Below are 14,826 nucleotides of genomic sequence, written 5' to 3' on the forward strand. Positions count from 1 at the left end.
GTGGCCGGGGCGCGCAGGGGTGTCGGCGCGGTGCCGGAGCGCGGGCCCGAGCGGTGCTATGCATGGGCGCGTGGAGTGGTTCTGGGCACCGGAGTACACACTGAGCCGGCTGGTCTTCCAGCGGGCGCTGGCAGTCGTCTACCTGATCGCGTTCGTGGCGGCGGCCCGGCAGTTCCGGGGCCTGATCGGGGAACGCGGCATGCTGCCGGCACCGCGGTTTCTGGAACGGGCGCCCTTCCGGCGCGCGCCGGGCGTCTTCCACCTCCACTATTCGGACCGCTTCTTCGCCGGGTGGGCGTGGCTGGGCGCGCTGCTGGCGGCGGCCGTGGCGGCGGGCGCCGCCGACGCCGTGCCGCTGTGGGCCGCCATGGTGTGGTGGGCGGCGCTGTGGGTCATGTACCTGTCGATCGTGAACGTGGGCCAGATCTGGTACGGCTTCGGCTGGGAATCGCTGCTGCTGGAGACCGGCTCCCTGGCGGTCTTCCTGGGCAATGCCCGGACGGCGCCGCCGGTGCTGGTGGTGTGGTTGTTGCGCTGGGTGCTCTTCCGGGTGGAATTCGGCGCGGGCCTGATCAAGATGCGCGGCGATCGCTGCTGGCGCGATCTGACCTGTCTCTGCTACCACCACGAGACGCAGCCGATGCCGGGGCCGCTCAGCTGGTTCTTCCACCGGCTGCCCCGGCCGCTCCACCGGGTCGAGACGGGCGCCAACCACGTGGCCCAACTGCTCGTGCCGGTACTGCTGTTCACCCCGCAGCCGGTGGCGACCTGGGCTGCGGCGGTGATCGTGGTCACTCAGCTGTGGCTGGTGCTCTCGGGCAATTTCGCCTGGCTGAACTGGCTGACGATCATCCTGGCGATTTCCGCCGTCGACGCATCCGTCCTGGGTGCCGGACACCTGGTCACACCGCGGGCCGAGGCGGGGCCGCTGTGGTTCGCGGTGCTGGTGTCGGCGATGACGGTGTTCGTTCTGCTGCGGAGCTACCGGCCGGCCCGCAACCTGGTCTCGCGGCGGCAGCTGATGAACACGTCCTTCGACCCGCTGCACCTGGTCAACGCGTACGGGGCGTTCGGCACCGTGACCCGCATCCGGTACGAAGTGGTGGTCGAGGGCACCGCGGAGGCCGCGCTCACCGACGCTGCCCGGTGGCAGGAGTACGGCTTCAAGGGCAAACCGGGCGAGGTGCGCCGGCTTTCCCGGCAGTTCGCGCCGTACCACCTGCGGCTGGACTGGCTGATGTGGTTCGCGGCCCTCTCCCCGGCCCACGCGGCCCCGTGGTTCGGACCGTTCATGGAGCGGCTGCTGGAGAACGACCGTGACACGCTGCGGCTGCTGCGGCACAACCCCTTCCCGGACGCACCACCGGCACATGTCCGGGCACGGCTGTTCCGCTACCGGTTCACCACCTGGCGGGAGCTGCGGGAGAGCGGGGCATGGTGGCACCGGGAGCCGGTGGGCCTCTTCTTCCCGCCCACACCGCCTGCACCACCAGCACCACCCGTATCGCGCACCTGAAGGAGCCCTGGCCACGCTCACAGGACGGGCGGTGGCCCCCACGGAGTCTCCAGGGCGGCGCGCAGGGCGTCGACGGCCCGGTGGCCGATCCGCGTCGCGAGCTCGTCCTCGACCTGCTGGAGGATGAGCCCGGCCCGCCGGTGGGCCCGCTCGCCCCGAGCGGTGCGCCGGATCAGCCGCTGCCGGCCGGAGGAGGGGTCGGGCACCTGCTCCAGCAGCCCGGCGGCCACCAGACCGTGGACGGCCTGGTGAGCGGTCTGCCGGGTGACCCCCATCCGCCGGGCGAGTCCGGACACCGTGGTGCCCTGCTCGCCGAGCACGGCGAAGAGATGGACCTGCGCCGGGGACACCGGCGCCTCACCGGCCTCTTCCATGGTCGCCAGCAGGGCCTCCTCGAACCAGCGCCGGGCTTCGGTCAGCAGTTGGGGGAGGGTGCGGCCGGCGGCGTGCATCTGTTCCTCACAGCGGATCGGGGTCGGGCCGGTCCGGAGTGGGACCGGCGGGTTGCCATGGGGCGAACGGTCATGTCAGGCTACCTGACATTCGCTGTTCCGAGTCCGGAAGGAACCCATGACGATCGAGTACGCCACCGCCTACCGGCGGGCGTCGCGCATCCCGCCCGAGCCCGGCAAGCCCTATTTCATAGAGAAGGGCGAAGGCGACCGCGCCCACCTCTTCGGGGACCTGATCACCATCTACGCGGGCGGCGAACAGAGCGAGAACTCCTTCAACTTCTTCACCGTCGAAGGACCCAAGGGCGACATCATCCCGGCCCATCTGCACCCCGACACCTACGAGGTCTTCTATGTGACAGCCGGAGCCGTCCGCCTGTTCGTCGAGGACACCGAGGGCATCCAGCAGGAGAAGCTCCTCACCCCCGGCGACTTCGGCTTCGTACCCAGGAACTGCCCGCACGCCTACCGCATCGAGCGCCACCACAGCCAGGTCGTCGGCGTCGCCGCAGGACCCGGGGGCACCTTCGAGCGGTTCTTCGAGAACTTCGGCGCCCCCACCGAGCAACTCGGCCTGCCGCACGAGCCCGTCGTCCCGGCGCCCGGGAAATTCGCCAGCATCCCCGAGGAGTACGACGTGCGGTTCCTCCCCGATCACCAGTGGAGCGCGCAGTGAACGCCGGGAAATCCCTGCCCGAACAGCTCGTCGCGCCGCACCCGGACGTCGCCCCGCTGCCGTATGCCGCGCCCTTCGAAACCGGCACGCGAGTGCTGCGCGGCATCCCGTACGCGCTGCGCGACGGCATGCGCCCGCTGGAGCTGGACCTGTGGCTGCCCGGCGGCGGCGGGCCGGCCCCGCTGGTGCTCTTCGCGCACGGCGGCGCCTGGCTGCGGGGCCGGCGTGACGACATGGGGTTCCGGCTGCGGGAGTGGTCCCCGGGACCGCTGGCCCGTATCGCGGCCGAGGGCTTCGCCGTGGCCTGCGTCGACTACCGGCTCAGCGGTGAGGCGGCCTTCCCCGCCCCGCTCGACGACCTGGGCTCCGCGCTGCGGTGGCTGACACTCCGCTCCGCCGAGCTCGGTATCGATACCGGCCGGACCGTGGTGTGGGGCGAGTCCGCCGGCGCGCACCTCGCCTCGCTCCTGGCCCTCACCCACACCGGCCCGCCCCTCGCCGGAGCGGTCGTCTGGTACGGACCCAGCGACCTCACCACCCCGCGCGGCGGCTTCAGCCCGGACAACCCGGCCACCCCGGAGGCGCTGCTGCTGGGCGGCGCCCCCGCGACGGTCCCCGAACGCGCCCGCGCGGCCAGCCCGCTCTCCCGCGTCCACTCCGGCGCACCACCGTTCCTCGTCGTGCACGGCGAGGACGACACCATGGTCAGCTGTTCGCACAGCAGAGATCTCGCAGCGGCGCTGGACAAGACCGGCGCGCACGTCGACCTGCGGCTGATACCGGGGGCCGACCACGGCTGGGCGGGGTTGACCGATGACCGGGTGGAGTCGATCTTCACCGGCTCACTGAGATTCGCCCACGGCCTGGTGTCATAGGTCCGGTCCGTAACCCCGCAGGCCCGACGGACCCGCCTGAGGCGAGCCGCATCTGCCGCTGCCGGGCATCGGGACGTCGGTGGTGCGACACCACCGGACGGTGATCAACGGGATCCTGTTCAGGGTCCGCAGAACCATCCTGTGGCGCGATCTGCCCGAACGCTACGGATCGTGGGGAACGGCCTATGAGCGACATCGACGCTGGTCGGCAGCCGGAACGCGGGACCGGATCCCAACGACGTCTTGGGTGGGATCCGGGTACCCCGACCGATGGGCGGAAGGCCCCGGACCCGCCCCGACCACGTCAGCGTGACAAGGCATACGGTTCCCGCAACCGCCGCTACCGGCGGCGACGCCAAACCAGGCACACCGTTTCCGGAGTCCGAAGACCAGCGCGCCTACCGCCGACGCCGGGGCAGTGCCCCTGAGGATCGCGCCGCAACCGTGGAGCGCAGGCGTCTGTCCCGTTGTCCAACAGATCGTTGCCGAACAGCAGACCCGGGCCAGTTCACCGACGATGAAGCACCTCCCCCCTTACCGTCCGCCACGCGACCCTTGAGGCCCTGACCCGCCACATGCAGGCCGCCGGACCGCACACATGGATCGCCGACCATCGACGTGATCTCGCGGCCATCGAGCAGCACCGGCAGGACGTGGCCGTCTTCCGAGTTCAGCCACCGGTCGGGCAGTTCCCCGTTCCACGCGCTGTCGGCGCGTAGCGGCTGTGGCAAATGGGCGCGCCGGCAAGCTCGTTCCTGTCACGGTCGTGGTCCCATCCCGGCGAACAGGGCGTCGAGAATTCGGTCGACGTATGCGTGGGTCAGTGGCTCCTGAGTGATCAGCAGGCGGAAGTACAGCGGGCCGGAGAGGATCGCCATTGCCAGGTCCAGGTCGAAGTCGGGCGCCAGTTGGCCCTGGTCTCGTGCCGACTTCAGGCGGGCGACGGTCTTGTTCGCCTGCGGGACGATGAAGCGCTCATTGAGCGCGGCGGCTACGCCGGGGTCGTGCTGGGCCTCGCCGACCAGGGCCCGAAAGAGGGGGCTGTGGGACGTCCCGGCCAGGACGTCAATGGCTTCATAGATCTGGTTGCGCAGGTCTGCGGCGACATCGCCCGTGTCGGGGTAGTCCAGTGCTGAATCACTGAGCGACAGCAGCGAATCGAGCAGCAGGGCGCCTTTGGAGCGCCAGCGGCGGTAGACGGTGTGTTTGCCGACACCGGCCCGGGCGGCGACCGCCTCGATGCTGAGCTTGGCGTAGCCGAGATCCTGCCCCAGGTCCAGCGTGGTTCGCATGATGGCTTTGGTCAGGTCGGGGCCGCTTCGACGGGCATTGGTCATGTTCCCACCCTAGCGGCACGGCACGTGCCGTGCTTGACAGGAATGCATGACCCCGGCACGCTTCTGCCCACGGAACGGCACGGCACGTGCCGTGCCTTTGTGAGGGGTGGATGTGTGGATGCTGACGTGATCATTGTGGGCGCGGGGCCGACGGGCCTGATGCTGGCCAACGAACTACGCACCGCGGGCGTGCGGCCTTTGGTCCTGGAGCGGCAGACGCGGCTGCGCGAGACACCGAGGGCGAACGGCCTGGGCGGGCAGATCCTGGAACTGCTGCACTATCGGGACATGCTGACCGACCTTCAGGCGGCCAGCACCGACCCTCACCCTGCTCCCAGGTTCCCGTTCGGGAACGTGCACCTGGACTTCAGTCACCTGACAGATCCGCCGATGAGCGCTGTCCAGATACCGCAGCCGCGTCTTGAGTGCCTGCTGGAAGAGCGCGCAGAACGACTCGGCAGCCGAGTCCGTCGCGGTCACGAGGTGCTCGGGGTCAGCCAGGACCAGGACGGTGTGTCCGTGGAAGTCCGTTGCGCGGAGGGGCCGTACCGGGCGCGCGCCAGGTATCTGGTCGGCTGCGACGGCTCGCGCAGCGGTGTGCGGGACATGGCGGGCATCCGGTTTCCGGGGACGACACATCGCGAGGTCAACCGGCTGAGCCAGGTCACGCTGGCCGAGGGAGCGGGGCGGTGTGACAACGGCGACCTCGACGTGCCCGGGCTGGGCACACTGCGTGCGGGGTTCACGCGGACCGACCGCGGCGTGCTCGGGTTCGGTTGGCTCACGTCCGAGGTGCTGATGATCTCCACCACCGAGAACGAGGACACCGCGTACGAAGACGACGTGCCGATGACCCTGGCCGAGCTTCAGGACAGCATTCGCCGCGTTATCGGTGTCGATCTGCCTCTGGGAGAACCGCTTCGCCTGTCGCGTTACCAGTTCCAGGACCGGCAGGCTGATCGATACCGCGAGGGCCGCGTCCTGCTGGCAGGCGACGCCGCCCACCAGTTTCCGGCCACCGGCGTAGCGCTCAGTGCCGGCATGCTCGACGCGGTCAACCTTGCGTGGAAGCTGGCGGCCGAGGTTCACGGCTGGGCGCCACCCGGCCTGTTGGACACCTATCAGTCCGAACGCCACGCCGCAGGGGCGCGGACGCTGCTCCACACCCGTGCCCAGATGGCATTGCGGCGCGGACACGACCCCGTCGCAGAAGCGCTCCGCGAGCTCTTCCAAGAACTGCTCGGCGACGAGGCGCCCCTGCGCCGCATCGGAGCCCTGGTTGCCGGAAGCGACTTTCGCTGCCCGCCGCCCGACGGCAACGGGCATGCTCTGACCGGTGCTTTCGTACCCGACCTCACCCTGGACATCGCCCAGGGGACGACCAGCATCGCGAAGCTCATGCACCCCGCGCGTCCCCTGTTCCTCGACCTCGCGGACCGTCCGGAACTCCGGGAGGTCGCCGATGGATGGGCACACCGCGTGGACATCCACAGGGCAGGCACCGACGACCGGCCGGCCGACGCCCTCCTGATCCGCCCGGACGCCCATATCGCCTGGGCCGCGCCCGTCGGTGAATCCTCCGACACCCTCCTACCCGCGCTGCGGCAGGCCCTGTCCACTTGGTTCGGAGACCCGCTGACCCACGAGGGACCGCACCACCAGCCGACCACCGACCGCGTATCAGCAACGCACACACGATGAGGACGCCGGGCATGCCCGTACCCGCCGACCCCACCACTCTCCACCCGATGCCGGGCCAGCCGCGGGGACACCGTCGTCGGCAACGACGTCTGGTTCGGGCACGGTGCCACCGTCATGCCCGGCGTACGTATCGGACACGGTGCGATCATCGCCGCCGGCTCCGTGATCACCAAGGACGTCCCCGACTACGGCATCGTCGGCGGCAACCCTGCCCGTCTCATCCGCACCCGCTACAGCGACACGGACATTGTCCGACTACTCGCGCTGGCCTGGTGGGACTGGCCCCGGAGTACATCAGCGAGCATGTGCGGACCCTCATGTCCGGCAGCGTCGACCAGTTGCAGGATGCGGCACCCTCCCTTCCACACCCGTGACCCACCGCCCACGCGCTCACCATCACCTCCCGGAAAGAACCGCCACCATGCCCTCCGCCACCGACCGAACCCCCTTCACCGACTGGCTCGAAGGTCATGCCACCCCGCTCAGCCACCTCGACCCGACAGCTCCCCTGGACGACCTGGAACCGCTGCGTGACATCCTCGACGGTGCCCGTGTGGTCGCCCTCGGCGAACACTCCCACTTCATCAACGAGTTCGCCGCAATGCGGCAGCGCATCCTGCGGTTCCTCGTCGAACGCTGCGGCTTCACCGTCCTGGCCTTCGAGTACGGCTTCTGCGAAGCCATACCCCTCGACGCCTGGACCCACGGCACGGGAGCGGACGACGACCTCTCCGCACTTCTGGCAACCGCGGTCCCCATCGGGCTCCAGGAGCCGGTGCGCTACCTCCGCCGGCACAACCACACCGCCCCGGAACCGGTCCACTTCGCAGGAATCGACATTCCGGCGGCCGGTGGGTCGCTGCTCCCCGCCCTGGCCCCGGTCGCCGACTACCTCCGCCACATCGACCCGGAGACCCTGCCGACGGTCCAGAGCGCGACCACGATCGCTGCGTCCTTCGCCGGTGACTCGGCAGCCGTGGCCGCACCCGCATGGGCACGCCTGACCGCCAACGAACAGGACACCCTCAGCGCGCTCCTGGCGCGGCTCCTCATCCGATTCCGTTCCCTGAAACCGCTGTACCTCTCCCGCGGAGACCGAGACAGCTACGACACCGCCCTGCGATGCCTGGAGGCCGCCTGCCACGGCGACTACACCTTCCGCGCCATGGCTGCCCTCTTCGCCGGAGACGGGCTCACAGCCGACACATCCGCCCGCGACCTCTACATGGCGGAGTCACTTCTCTGGCACCTCAACCGGCTTGAACCCACGGCCCGCGTCGTACTGATGGCGCACAACGCCCACATCCAGAGAACGCCGATCGCCTTCGACGGCCGCCTCACCGGGCTCCCCATGGGGCAGCACCTGCACCACGCCCTCGGTGACGCATACTTCGCCCTCGGCCTGACCAGCGTCACCGGTCACACCGCCGACATGCATCGTGACGAGGACGCCCCCTTCGGATTCACCGTCCACAACACCCCGCTGGAACCTCCCACGCCGGGAAGCATCGAAGCGGCCTTCGCCGAGACCGGCCTCGGACTCGCTGTAGCTGATCTCCGTCAGGTTCGGGCCGAGAACCTCAGCACCCCTGACCGGATCCGTTTGCAAGGGATCTACCAGCACACGCCAGTCGTCGACGCGTTCGACGGCATCCTCAGCACACCCGCCTCCACCACCACCGACCTGGAGAAGCCATGACCAGCAGGTTCACCGAATTGGTCGTCGATTGCCACGATCCGCAACGGCTCGCAGGCTTCTGGTGCGAAGTCCTGGACTTCACCGTGCTCGACCGGAGCGAGGGCAAAGTCGAGATCGGCTCCTGGGAGCCGACTGTCGAAGCCATCCGAGCCGGTCAGATGCCGCCAACACTGATGTTCATCCAGGTGCCCGAGGGAAAGACGGTGAAGAACCGGCTCCACCTCGACGTGAGCCCCATCGACGCCAGCACTGACGACGAAGTCGCCAGACTGCTCAGCCTCGGCGCCACCACAGTGGACGTGGGTCAAGGCGCCGCACGCAGCTGGACGGTCATGGCCGACCCCGAGGGCAACGAATTCGACGTCGTGCGCACCCTGGCACCCACAACCCGCGTCACCCCGACTGCACAGCCAGGATTCGGCGCAGGACCGGACCGCTCCAGGACCAGCCCCGCATAGCCTCGACGACGCGCGTCGGGCCAGGCCGGTCGTAGCGGGCCTGTCTCGAAATGGGCCTCGAACTTCGCCGCTCACACGGGTGTTCGCCGGATGTGAACACGGCCTTCGTCTGATCCTGTGCTCCGACCAAGGACACACCTGACCAGATCGCGGAGTTGCGGGCGACGTGCGTTGCCGTCACGAACGACGTCCCGGCCTCGCTCCGGGACTCGTGGTAGAGATCCGCCTCACCCTCGTCCTCCGCGCGGAACATGGGAGAAGACCTTCTTCAGGCTGCCCACCACCACGTACGGCTCCGTCACCTGTCGGAACCGTTCGGCGTCCAGAGCGACGACCTCGCCGTTCACGAACCGGAGCAGGAAAATGCTGTAACTGACGGGCACCCTCTGCCACCCCCATGATCCGCCGGACAGCCCCTAGCCAGGCCCCCCGACCGTGCTGCGGCCCACGACGTCGCCCGCGCGGTCGATGCAGATGACGTCGACCGCGACGGGCGCGCCCCGCAGCACGGCCAGCGCCTGGTCGCGGGCGGCCACAGCCACCAGGTCGCCCAGCGGGACCCCCGCCGCCCGGCACAACTGCAGGGCGGCCAGCCCCGTGTTGGCCCCGGCCACCTCAGCGGCCAGCGCTTCGCCGGCGCCGCCCTGCCGGGCCAGGCCGGCCAGGAAGCCCTTGTCCACCTGGGAGCGGCCCGAGTGCAGATCGAGGTGCCCGGCCGCCAGCTTCGACAGCTTGGCGAAACCGCCGCAGACGGTCAGCCGGTCCACCGGGTGGCGGCGCACGTACTTGAGCACGGCCCCAGCGAAGTCCCCCATGTCGAGCAGCGCGTCCTCGGGGAGCCCGTACTCGGCGACGACCGTCCGCTCCGATGTGGAGCCGGTGCACCCGGCCAGATGCGTACGTCCGGCCGCCCGCGCCACATCGACGCCCCGCCGGATCGAGTCGATCCACGCGGAGCACGAGTAGGGCACCACAATGCCCGTCGTTCCCAGGATGGAGAGGCCGCCCAGGATGCCCAGCCGGGGGTTCCAGGTGGAACGGGCGATCTCCTCACCGTGGTCGACGGAGACGGTGAGCTCGGCGTCCGCCCCCGCGCCGTGGCGCTCGGCGACGCGCGCCATGTGCTCGCGCATCATCCGGCGCGGCACCGGATTGACGGCGGGCTCGCCCACCTCCAGCGGCAGCCCGGGGCGCGTGACGGTGCCGACCCCCGGCCCCGCCCTGAACACCACCCCCGAACCCGGCGGCAGCCGCCGGACGGTGACCCGGACCAGCGCGCCATGGGTGACGTCCGGATCGTCGCCCGCGTCCTTGACCACACCCGCTGTCGCCCGCCCGTCGCCCAGCTCCTCGACGGCCAGCGCGAACGACGGTGTCTGACCCCTGGGCAGGGTGACCGTCACCGGGTCGGGGAACTCGCCGCTCAGCAGCGCGGTGTAGGCGGCCGTGGCGGCAGCCGTCGCGCAGGCGCCGGTCGTCCAGCCGGGCCGCAGCCCGGTGTGCTTGAGTTGGGCGCTGCGGCCACCATCCCCCTCAGCCACGGAAGGCTCCGATGCACGTACTGATACTCGGCGGCACCACCGAGGCCCGGCGGGTCGCCGCCGGCCTGCACCCCGGGGCCCGCGTCACCAGTTCGCTGGCCGGGCGGGTCGCACGGCCCGTGCTGCCGCCCGGAGAGATCCGTATCGGCGGATTCGGCGGAGCCGGGGGACTGGCGCAGTGGCTGCGCGAGCACGAGGTCGACGCGCTCATCGACGCGACCCATCCTTTCGCCGGAACCATCAGTTTCAACGCGGCTTCGGCCGCTGCCACCGCCCATGTTCCCCTGCTCGCTGTGCGCAGGCCCGGGTGGGTGGCGGGGGAGGGCGACGACTGGCACCCGGCGGACTCCCTGGAGCAGGCCGCCGGAATGCTCCCGGCGCTGGGGCGGCGGATCTTTCTCACCACCGGACGGATGGGCCTCGCCGCGTTCGCGGCCCTGGACGGACTCTGGTTCCTGGTGCGGTCGGTCGACGCCCCGCACCCCCCGTACCCGCTGCACATGGAGACCCTGCTCGACCGGGGACCCTTCGCCCTGGACGGCGAGAGGGCGCTGCTGCGCGAGCACCGGATCGACGTACTGGTCACCAAGGACAGCGGAGGACCGGCCACCGCGGCCAAGCTCACCGCGGCACGGGAGGCCGGGCTTCCGGTGGTCGTCGTCCGCCGCCCCGCCGTCCCCGGCGGCGTACAGGTCGTGGGGACCCCGGAGGAAGCGATCCTATGGATACAGGACCGGCAGGGCACGGCCTGAGCCCTGTCCGCCGCGGCCCACGACCGCTTACCCCTCGGGATAGGTCCGGGGAGTCCAGACGATCTCCTCCCCGTCGCCCCGCCGCACCGTCCGCGTCTGTGAAGAGCCCACCAGCAGGATCGTGCGCATGTCGACCTCGGCCGGATCGAGCGCCCCGAGCCGCACGATCCGGACACTCTCGCCGGGGCCGCCGACATCCCGGCCCAGCACCACGGGCGTGTCCGGTGAACGGTGCTCAAGAAGCAGGTCACGGGCCTTGCCGACCTGCCAGGTCCGGCTGCGGGAGCCCGGGTTGTACAGCGCCAGCACCAGGTCGGCCGCCGCGGCGGCGCGCAGCCGCTCCGCGATCACCTCCCACGGCTTGAGCCGGTCCGAGAGCGAGATCGTGGCGTAGTCGTGCCCGAGCGGCGCACCCGCACGGGCGGCAGCCGCGTTGGCGGCGGTCACCCCGGGCAGCACCCGCACCGGAACATCGCGGTACACGTCCTGGGCCGCGACCTCCAGTACGGCGGTGGCCATGGCGAACACACCGGGATCACCACCGGACACCACGGCGACCTTGTGCCCGCGCCTGGCCAGGTCGAGTGCGAACTCGGCGCGCTCCGACTCCACCTTGTTGTCGGAGCCGTGCCGCCGCTGCCCCGGCCGGACCGGGACCCGGTCCAGATACGTGGTGTAGCCCACCAGGTCGTCCGCGGCCGCCAGCGCGCCCCGGGTCTCCGGGGTGAGCCAGAGCGGGCCCGCGGGACCGGTGCCGACCACGACGACGTCACCGTGCTCCCGTACCGGCTCGGGCGCGCCGACGCGGCTCGGCAGCACCGCAACCGAGAAGTACGGCACCGATCCGGCCTCCACGTCGGCCAGTTCGCCGGTGCGCTCCCCCGGCATCGTGGCGCGCTCGACATAGCGGGCCTCGGCCATCCGGCCCGACCGCCCCACCGCACGGTGCACCGCGGGGAAGGTGCGGCCCAGCTTCATGACCACAGCGGAGTCCGTCGACGCCAGACGCGCCGTCAGCTCCTCCTCGGGCAGCGTGCCCGGCAGGATCGTCAGCACCTCCTCGCCCTCGACGAGTGGCACACCGAGCCGGGCGGCGGCCGCGCTCACCGAGGTCACCCCCGGGATCACCTCGGTCGGATAGCGGTCCGCCAGCCGCTTGTGCATGTGCATGTACGAGCCGTAGAAGAGCGGATCGCCCTCGGCGAGCACCGCCACCGTGCGGCCCGCGTCGAGATGTGCGGCAAGCCGGGCCGCCGCCTCGGCGTAGAACTCCTCCATCGCGCCCCGGTATCCGCCGGGGTGGTCGGTCGTCTCGGTGGTCACCGGGTAGACCAGCGCCTCCTCGATGTGGTCGGCGCGGATGTGCCCGGCCGCGATGGACCGGGCTATGGACCGGCCGTGCCGGGCGCTGTGGAACGCGATGACGTCCGCCTGCGCGATGACCTCCACCGCGCGTACGGTCATCAGCGACGGGTCACCGGGGCCGAGCCCGACTCCGTACAGCCGCCCGGTGCTCTGCTCGCTCATGCTGCTGTTCATTCCTCTTCGCTCGCAATGGCGTTGACCGCGGCCGCCGCGATGGCACTGCCCCCGCGCCGTCCGCGCACCACCAGGTGGTCAAGGCCCGAGACGTCGTCGGCCAGCGCGTCCTTGGACTCGGCCGCGCCGACGAAACCGACCGGAACCCCGATGACCGCCGCGGGGCGCGGCGCGCCCTCGCGGACCATTTCGAGCAGCCGGAACAGGGCGGTCGGCGCGTTGCCCACGGCCACCACTGCGCCCTCCATACGGTCGCGCCACAGCTCCAGCGCCGCCGCGGTGCGCGTCGTGCCGAGCTCCGCCGCGAGGCCGGGCACGGACGGGTCGGACAGCGTGCAGACCACCTCGTTGCCGGCGGGCAGCCGCTTGCGGGTCACTCCGCTGGCGACCATCGCCACGTCGCACAGCACGGGGGCCCCGGCGCGCAGCGCCTCGCGGGCGCGTGCCACCACCTGCGGTGTGTAGGCGAGATCGCGCACCAGGTCGACCATGCCGCAGGCGTGGATCATCCGGACGGCGACCTGGCTGACATCGGCGGGAAGTCCCGAGAGGTCCGCCTCTGCGCGGATGGTCGCAAACGACTGGCGGTAGATCGCCGGGCCGTCCTTCTCGTAGTCGAACACTGTCTTCTCGCTCATTTCGTCACTGCGTGAGGGGCGTGGTCCGGGCTTCCGCCACGGTGGCGGCGAACTCTGAGGGGTCGTTCATGGTGTCGTGCAGCCGTTCGCCGCGTACGGAGACCTCGTAACCGGCGGCCGTGGCGACCACGTCCACCCGGTCGCCGTGGGGGTGGCCGCAGCGCCGTGCGCACCCCGACCAGTACACGGGCAGGCCGCGGCCGGTGCCGGGAGCCAGTGCGGCGTCGGCGCGCACATCGGCCAGGGACTTCGCGCAGCCGGGGCGCCCGATGCACGCCCCCACCCCGTGCCAGGGGGAGCCAGGTCCGGTGATCAGTCCCGCGGTCGAGAGCCCGGCGAGCCGGGCATCGGCGGTGTCCGGGCCGAGACCGGGGAGCACCACGCCCCGCCAGGGGGTCAGCCGCAGCTCACCGCCGCCGTCGTGCAGCGCCGTGTCCGTCAGCAGGCGCCACTGGGCGGACGTGATGAGGCCGAGGGGCGCCTCGACGGAGAGCGCCGCCCGCCCGTCCGGGGCCGTTACGGTGCCGGGCGCGGGACCCGTCCCGGACGGCAGCGGTTCTGCCCGGTACCGGGCAGCGGCCGGAATGCCGGCGGCTGCCAGCCGCCCCGCCACCGCCCGGACGAACGCGGCTGCTCCGCCGGGCAGTTCCGCCACCCGCCAGGCCCCGGTACCCGCGTCACGGGCGGCGCTCAGAAAGGTCTCGGCCGCCAGCAGGGCGCTGCGGGCCGCGTGTTCGGCCGGAACGGCCAGCATCTCCGGCGCCCCGCCGGTGCACAGCAGCGCGCCATCGCCCGGAGAAGCGATCAACGTCACATCGGCGCCGAGGCCGGCCACATCGCAGCGGCCGTCGTCGAGCGCGAACAGAAACCGTCCGGACAGCCCGGCGGCCGCTTCGCAGGCACAGAGCAGCGCGTCCAACCCCCTTGCCCAGCCCTGCACATCGGCCGTTCCCCGACCGTCGAGCCCGCACAGCGGGGAGGCCACGACATTACGGGCCCGCTCATGGCGAACGGAGGGCAGCAGCCCGGCGTCCACGAGGACCACGGCGAGCTCCTGGCCGTGGTCCTGGGCCAGCCCGCGCAGTTGCACATTGCCGCGCGACGTCAGATGCAGCGCCCCGTCGCCCAGCCGCAGCGCGACGTCCAGCAGCGCCCTGGCCTGCGGAACCGTCAGTACGCCCGCCGGAATCCTGACCCGCGCCAGCGCGCCGTCGTCCGCCGTGTGCAGGCGCAGGCTGCCCGGACACGCGTCACCGCGGTCACGCCGGACGGCGGGCTCCGGCGGGGGCGGAGGTGCGGAGGAGTGAGGCATGGCGGCGAGCATACCGACCGGCCCACAGGGGCCATGTCCTGCACCGATGTGACTGCGCGTACAGAACGGGTGCGCCGATGGCAGCATCCCGAGGCCCACTGCCCGCCGCCCGTCAAGGTCGTTACTATGCTTGTCGGCGGGCCGTTCGGCCCGCCATCGCCTAAGACGGCGACAGGGGAGGAAGCCCGGTGAGATTCCGGCGCGGTCCCGCCACTGTGAGCCCGGCCCCTGGAGCCGGGTGAGCCAGGAACTCCCTTCCCCCAGCTCTCGGCTCCGCTTGAGCAGGGGGGACCCGATTCCTACACAGCCCGGGGCGCGGATACCCCGAGG

The 14,826-nt window shown here is 71.2% G+C and carries 14 protein-coding genes, 2 pseudogenes and 1 riboswitch; of the genes and pseudogenes, 9 read left to right on the plus strand and 7 right to left on the minus strand.

The window, feature by feature from the left end; translation table 11 throughout:
• The first annotated feature begins 70 nt into the window (after positions 1-70).
• Positions 71-1,516 carry a lipase maturation factor family protein gene (locus tag OG385_RS32540; RefSeq protein ID WP_266860303.1) on the plus strand — a complete coding sequence of 482 codons (1,446 nt, stop codon included), beginning with the start codon at positions 71-73 and terminating at the stop codon, positions 1,514-1,516.
• A 17-nt stretch (positions 1,517-1,533) separates the two neighbouring features.
• Here OG385_RS32540 and OG385_RS32545 read toward each other — a convergent pair whose 3' ends face one another.
• The gene (locus OG385_RS32545; protein WP_266860305.1) at positions 1,534-1,968 is read right to left on the minus strand and encodes a MarR family winged helix-turn-helix transcriptional regulator; all 435 of its coding nucleotides are present in this window, start codon (positions 1,966-1,968) and stop codon (positions 1,534-1,536) included.
• 118 nt (positions 1,969-2,086) lie between these two features.
• Here OG385_RS32545 and OG385_RS32550 point away from each other — a divergent pair, with 118 nt between their 5' ends.
• From OG385_RS32550 to OG385_RS32560, 3 genes and pseudogenes are all read left to right on the plus strand, one after another.
• A complete protein-coding gene (locus tag OG385_RS32550) occupies positions 2,087-2,644 on the plus strand; it encodes a quercetin 2,3-dioxygenase (protein WP_266860307.1) in 558 nt (185 codons plus the stop codon).
• Positions 2,641-3,519: an alpha/beta hydrolase gene (locus OG385_RS32555; RefSeq protein WP_266860309.1), complete on the plus strand. Its 879-nt coding sequence runs from the start codon at positions 2,641-2,643 to the stop codon at positions 3,517-3,519. Before OG385_RS32550 ends, OG385_RS32555 begins: the two co-directional genes overlap by 4 nt.
• 85 nt (positions 3,520-3,604) lie before the next feature.
• A pseudogene (locus OG385_RS32560) lies at positions 3,605-3,939 on the plus strand (transposase); the annotation flags it as partial.
• Positions 3,940-4,277: 338 nt separating this feature from the next.
• Here OG385_RS32560 and OG385_RS32565 read toward each other — a convergent pair.
• Positions 4,278-4,856: a TetR/AcrR family transcriptional regulator gene (locus OG385_RS32565; RefSeq protein WP_266860311.1), complete on the minus strand. Its 579-nt coding sequence runs from the start codon at positions 4,854-4,856 to the stop codon at positions 4,278-4,280.
• Positions 4,857-4,970: 114 nt separating this feature from the next.
• Here OG385_RS32565 and OG385_RS32570 point away from each other — a divergent pair, with 114 nt between their 5' ends.
• The 4 genes and pseudogenes from OG385_RS32570 (at position 4,971) to OG385_RS32585 (ending at position 8,714) form a co-directional block, all read left to right on the plus strand.
• Positions 4,971-6,557, plus strand: coding sequence for an FAD-dependent monooxygenase (locus OG385_RS32570; protein ID WP_266860313.1), 1,587 nt, complete (start codon positions 4,971-4,973; stop codon positions 6,555-6,557).
• A gap of 60 nt (positions 6,558-6,617) precedes the next feature.
• Positions 6,618-6,931, plus strand: a pseudogene (locus OG385_RS32575) (CatB-related O-acetyltransferase); the annotation flags it as partial.
• 47 nt (positions 6,932-6,978) lie between these two features.
• Positions 6,979-8,256 carry an erythromycin esterase family protein gene (locus OG385_RS32580; RefSeq protein WP_266860315.1) on the plus strand — a complete coding sequence of 426 codons (1,278 nt, stop codon included), beginning with the start codon at positions 6,979-6,981 and terminating at the stop codon, positions 8,254-8,256.
• Positions 8,253-8,714 (plus strand): VOC family protein, encoded by a 462-nt coding sequence (locus tag OG385_RS32585; protein ID WP_266860317.1) that lies wholly within the window; start codon positions 8,253-8,255, stop codon positions 8,712-8,714. Before OG385_RS32580 ends, OG385_RS32585 begins: the two co-directional genes overlap by 4 nt.
• Before the next feature lie 227 nt (positions 8,715-8,941).
• On the opposite strand, the gene OG385_RS32590 is transcribed toward OG385_RS32585, so the two are convergent.
• Together OG385_RS32590 and OG385_RS32595 are read right to left on the minus strand one after the other, a co-directional pair.
• Positions 8,942-9,097 (minus strand): hypothetical protein, encoded by a 156-nt coding sequence (locus tag OG385_RS32590; RefSeq protein WP_266860319.1) that lies wholly within the window; start codon positions 9,095-9,097, stop codon positions 8,942-8,944.
• Between the two features lie 33 nt (positions 9,098-9,130).
• Complete coding sequence (locus OG385_RS32595; RefSeq protein ID WP_266860321.1) at positions 9,131-10,255, minus strand: cobalt-precorrin-5B (C(1))-methyltransferase; 1,125 nt, start codon at positions 10,253-10,255, stop codon at positions 9,131-9,133.
• 11 nt (positions 10,256-10,266) lie between these two features.
• Here OG385_RS32595 and OG385_RS32600 point away from each other — a divergent pair, with 11 nt between their 5' ends.
• The gene (locus tag OG385_RS32600; protein WP_266860323.1) at positions 10,267-11,007 is read left to right on the plus strand and encodes a cobalt-precorrin-6A reductase; all 741 of its coding nucleotides are present in this window, start codon (positions 10,267-10,269) and stop codon (positions 11,005-11,007) included.
• Positions 11,008-11,034: 27 nt separating this feature from the next.
• Here OG385_RS32600 and OG385_RS32605 read toward each other — a convergent pair whose 3' ends face one another.
• The 3 genes from OG385_RS32605 to cobG are packed head-to-tail and all read right to left on the minus strand — an operon-like array spanning position 11,035 to position 14,508.
• Positions 11,035-12,534, minus strand: a complete 1,500-nt coding sequence (locus tag OG385_RS32605; protein ID WP_266860325.1) for a precorrin-2 C(20)-methyltransferase — start codon at positions 12,532-12,534, stop codon at positions 11,035-11,037.
• Between the two features lie 8 nt (positions 12,535-12,542).
• Positions 12,543-13,169 (minus strand): precorrin-8X methylmutase, encoded by a 627-nt coding sequence (locus OG385_RS32610; protein ID WP_266861305.1) that lies wholly within the window; start codon positions 13,167-13,169, stop codon positions 12,543-12,545.
• Positions 13,170-13,188: 19 nt separating this feature from the next.
• Positions 13,189-14,508, minus strand: coding sequence for a precorrin-3B synthase (gene cobG, locus OG385_RS32615; protein ID WP_266860326.1), 1,320 nt, complete (start codon positions 14,506-14,508; stop codon positions 13,189-13,191).
• Positions 14,509-14,616: 108 nt separating this feature from the next.
• Positions 14,617-14,770: riboswitch (cobalamin riboswitch) on the plus strand.
• Positions 14,771-14,826: the final 56 nt, after the last annotated feature.

This window comes from Streptomyces sp. NBC_01306 (assembly GCF_026340465.1).
Taxonomy (GTDB): domain Bacteria; phylum Actinomycetota; class Actinomycetes; order Streptomycetales; family Streptomycetaceae; genus Streptomyces.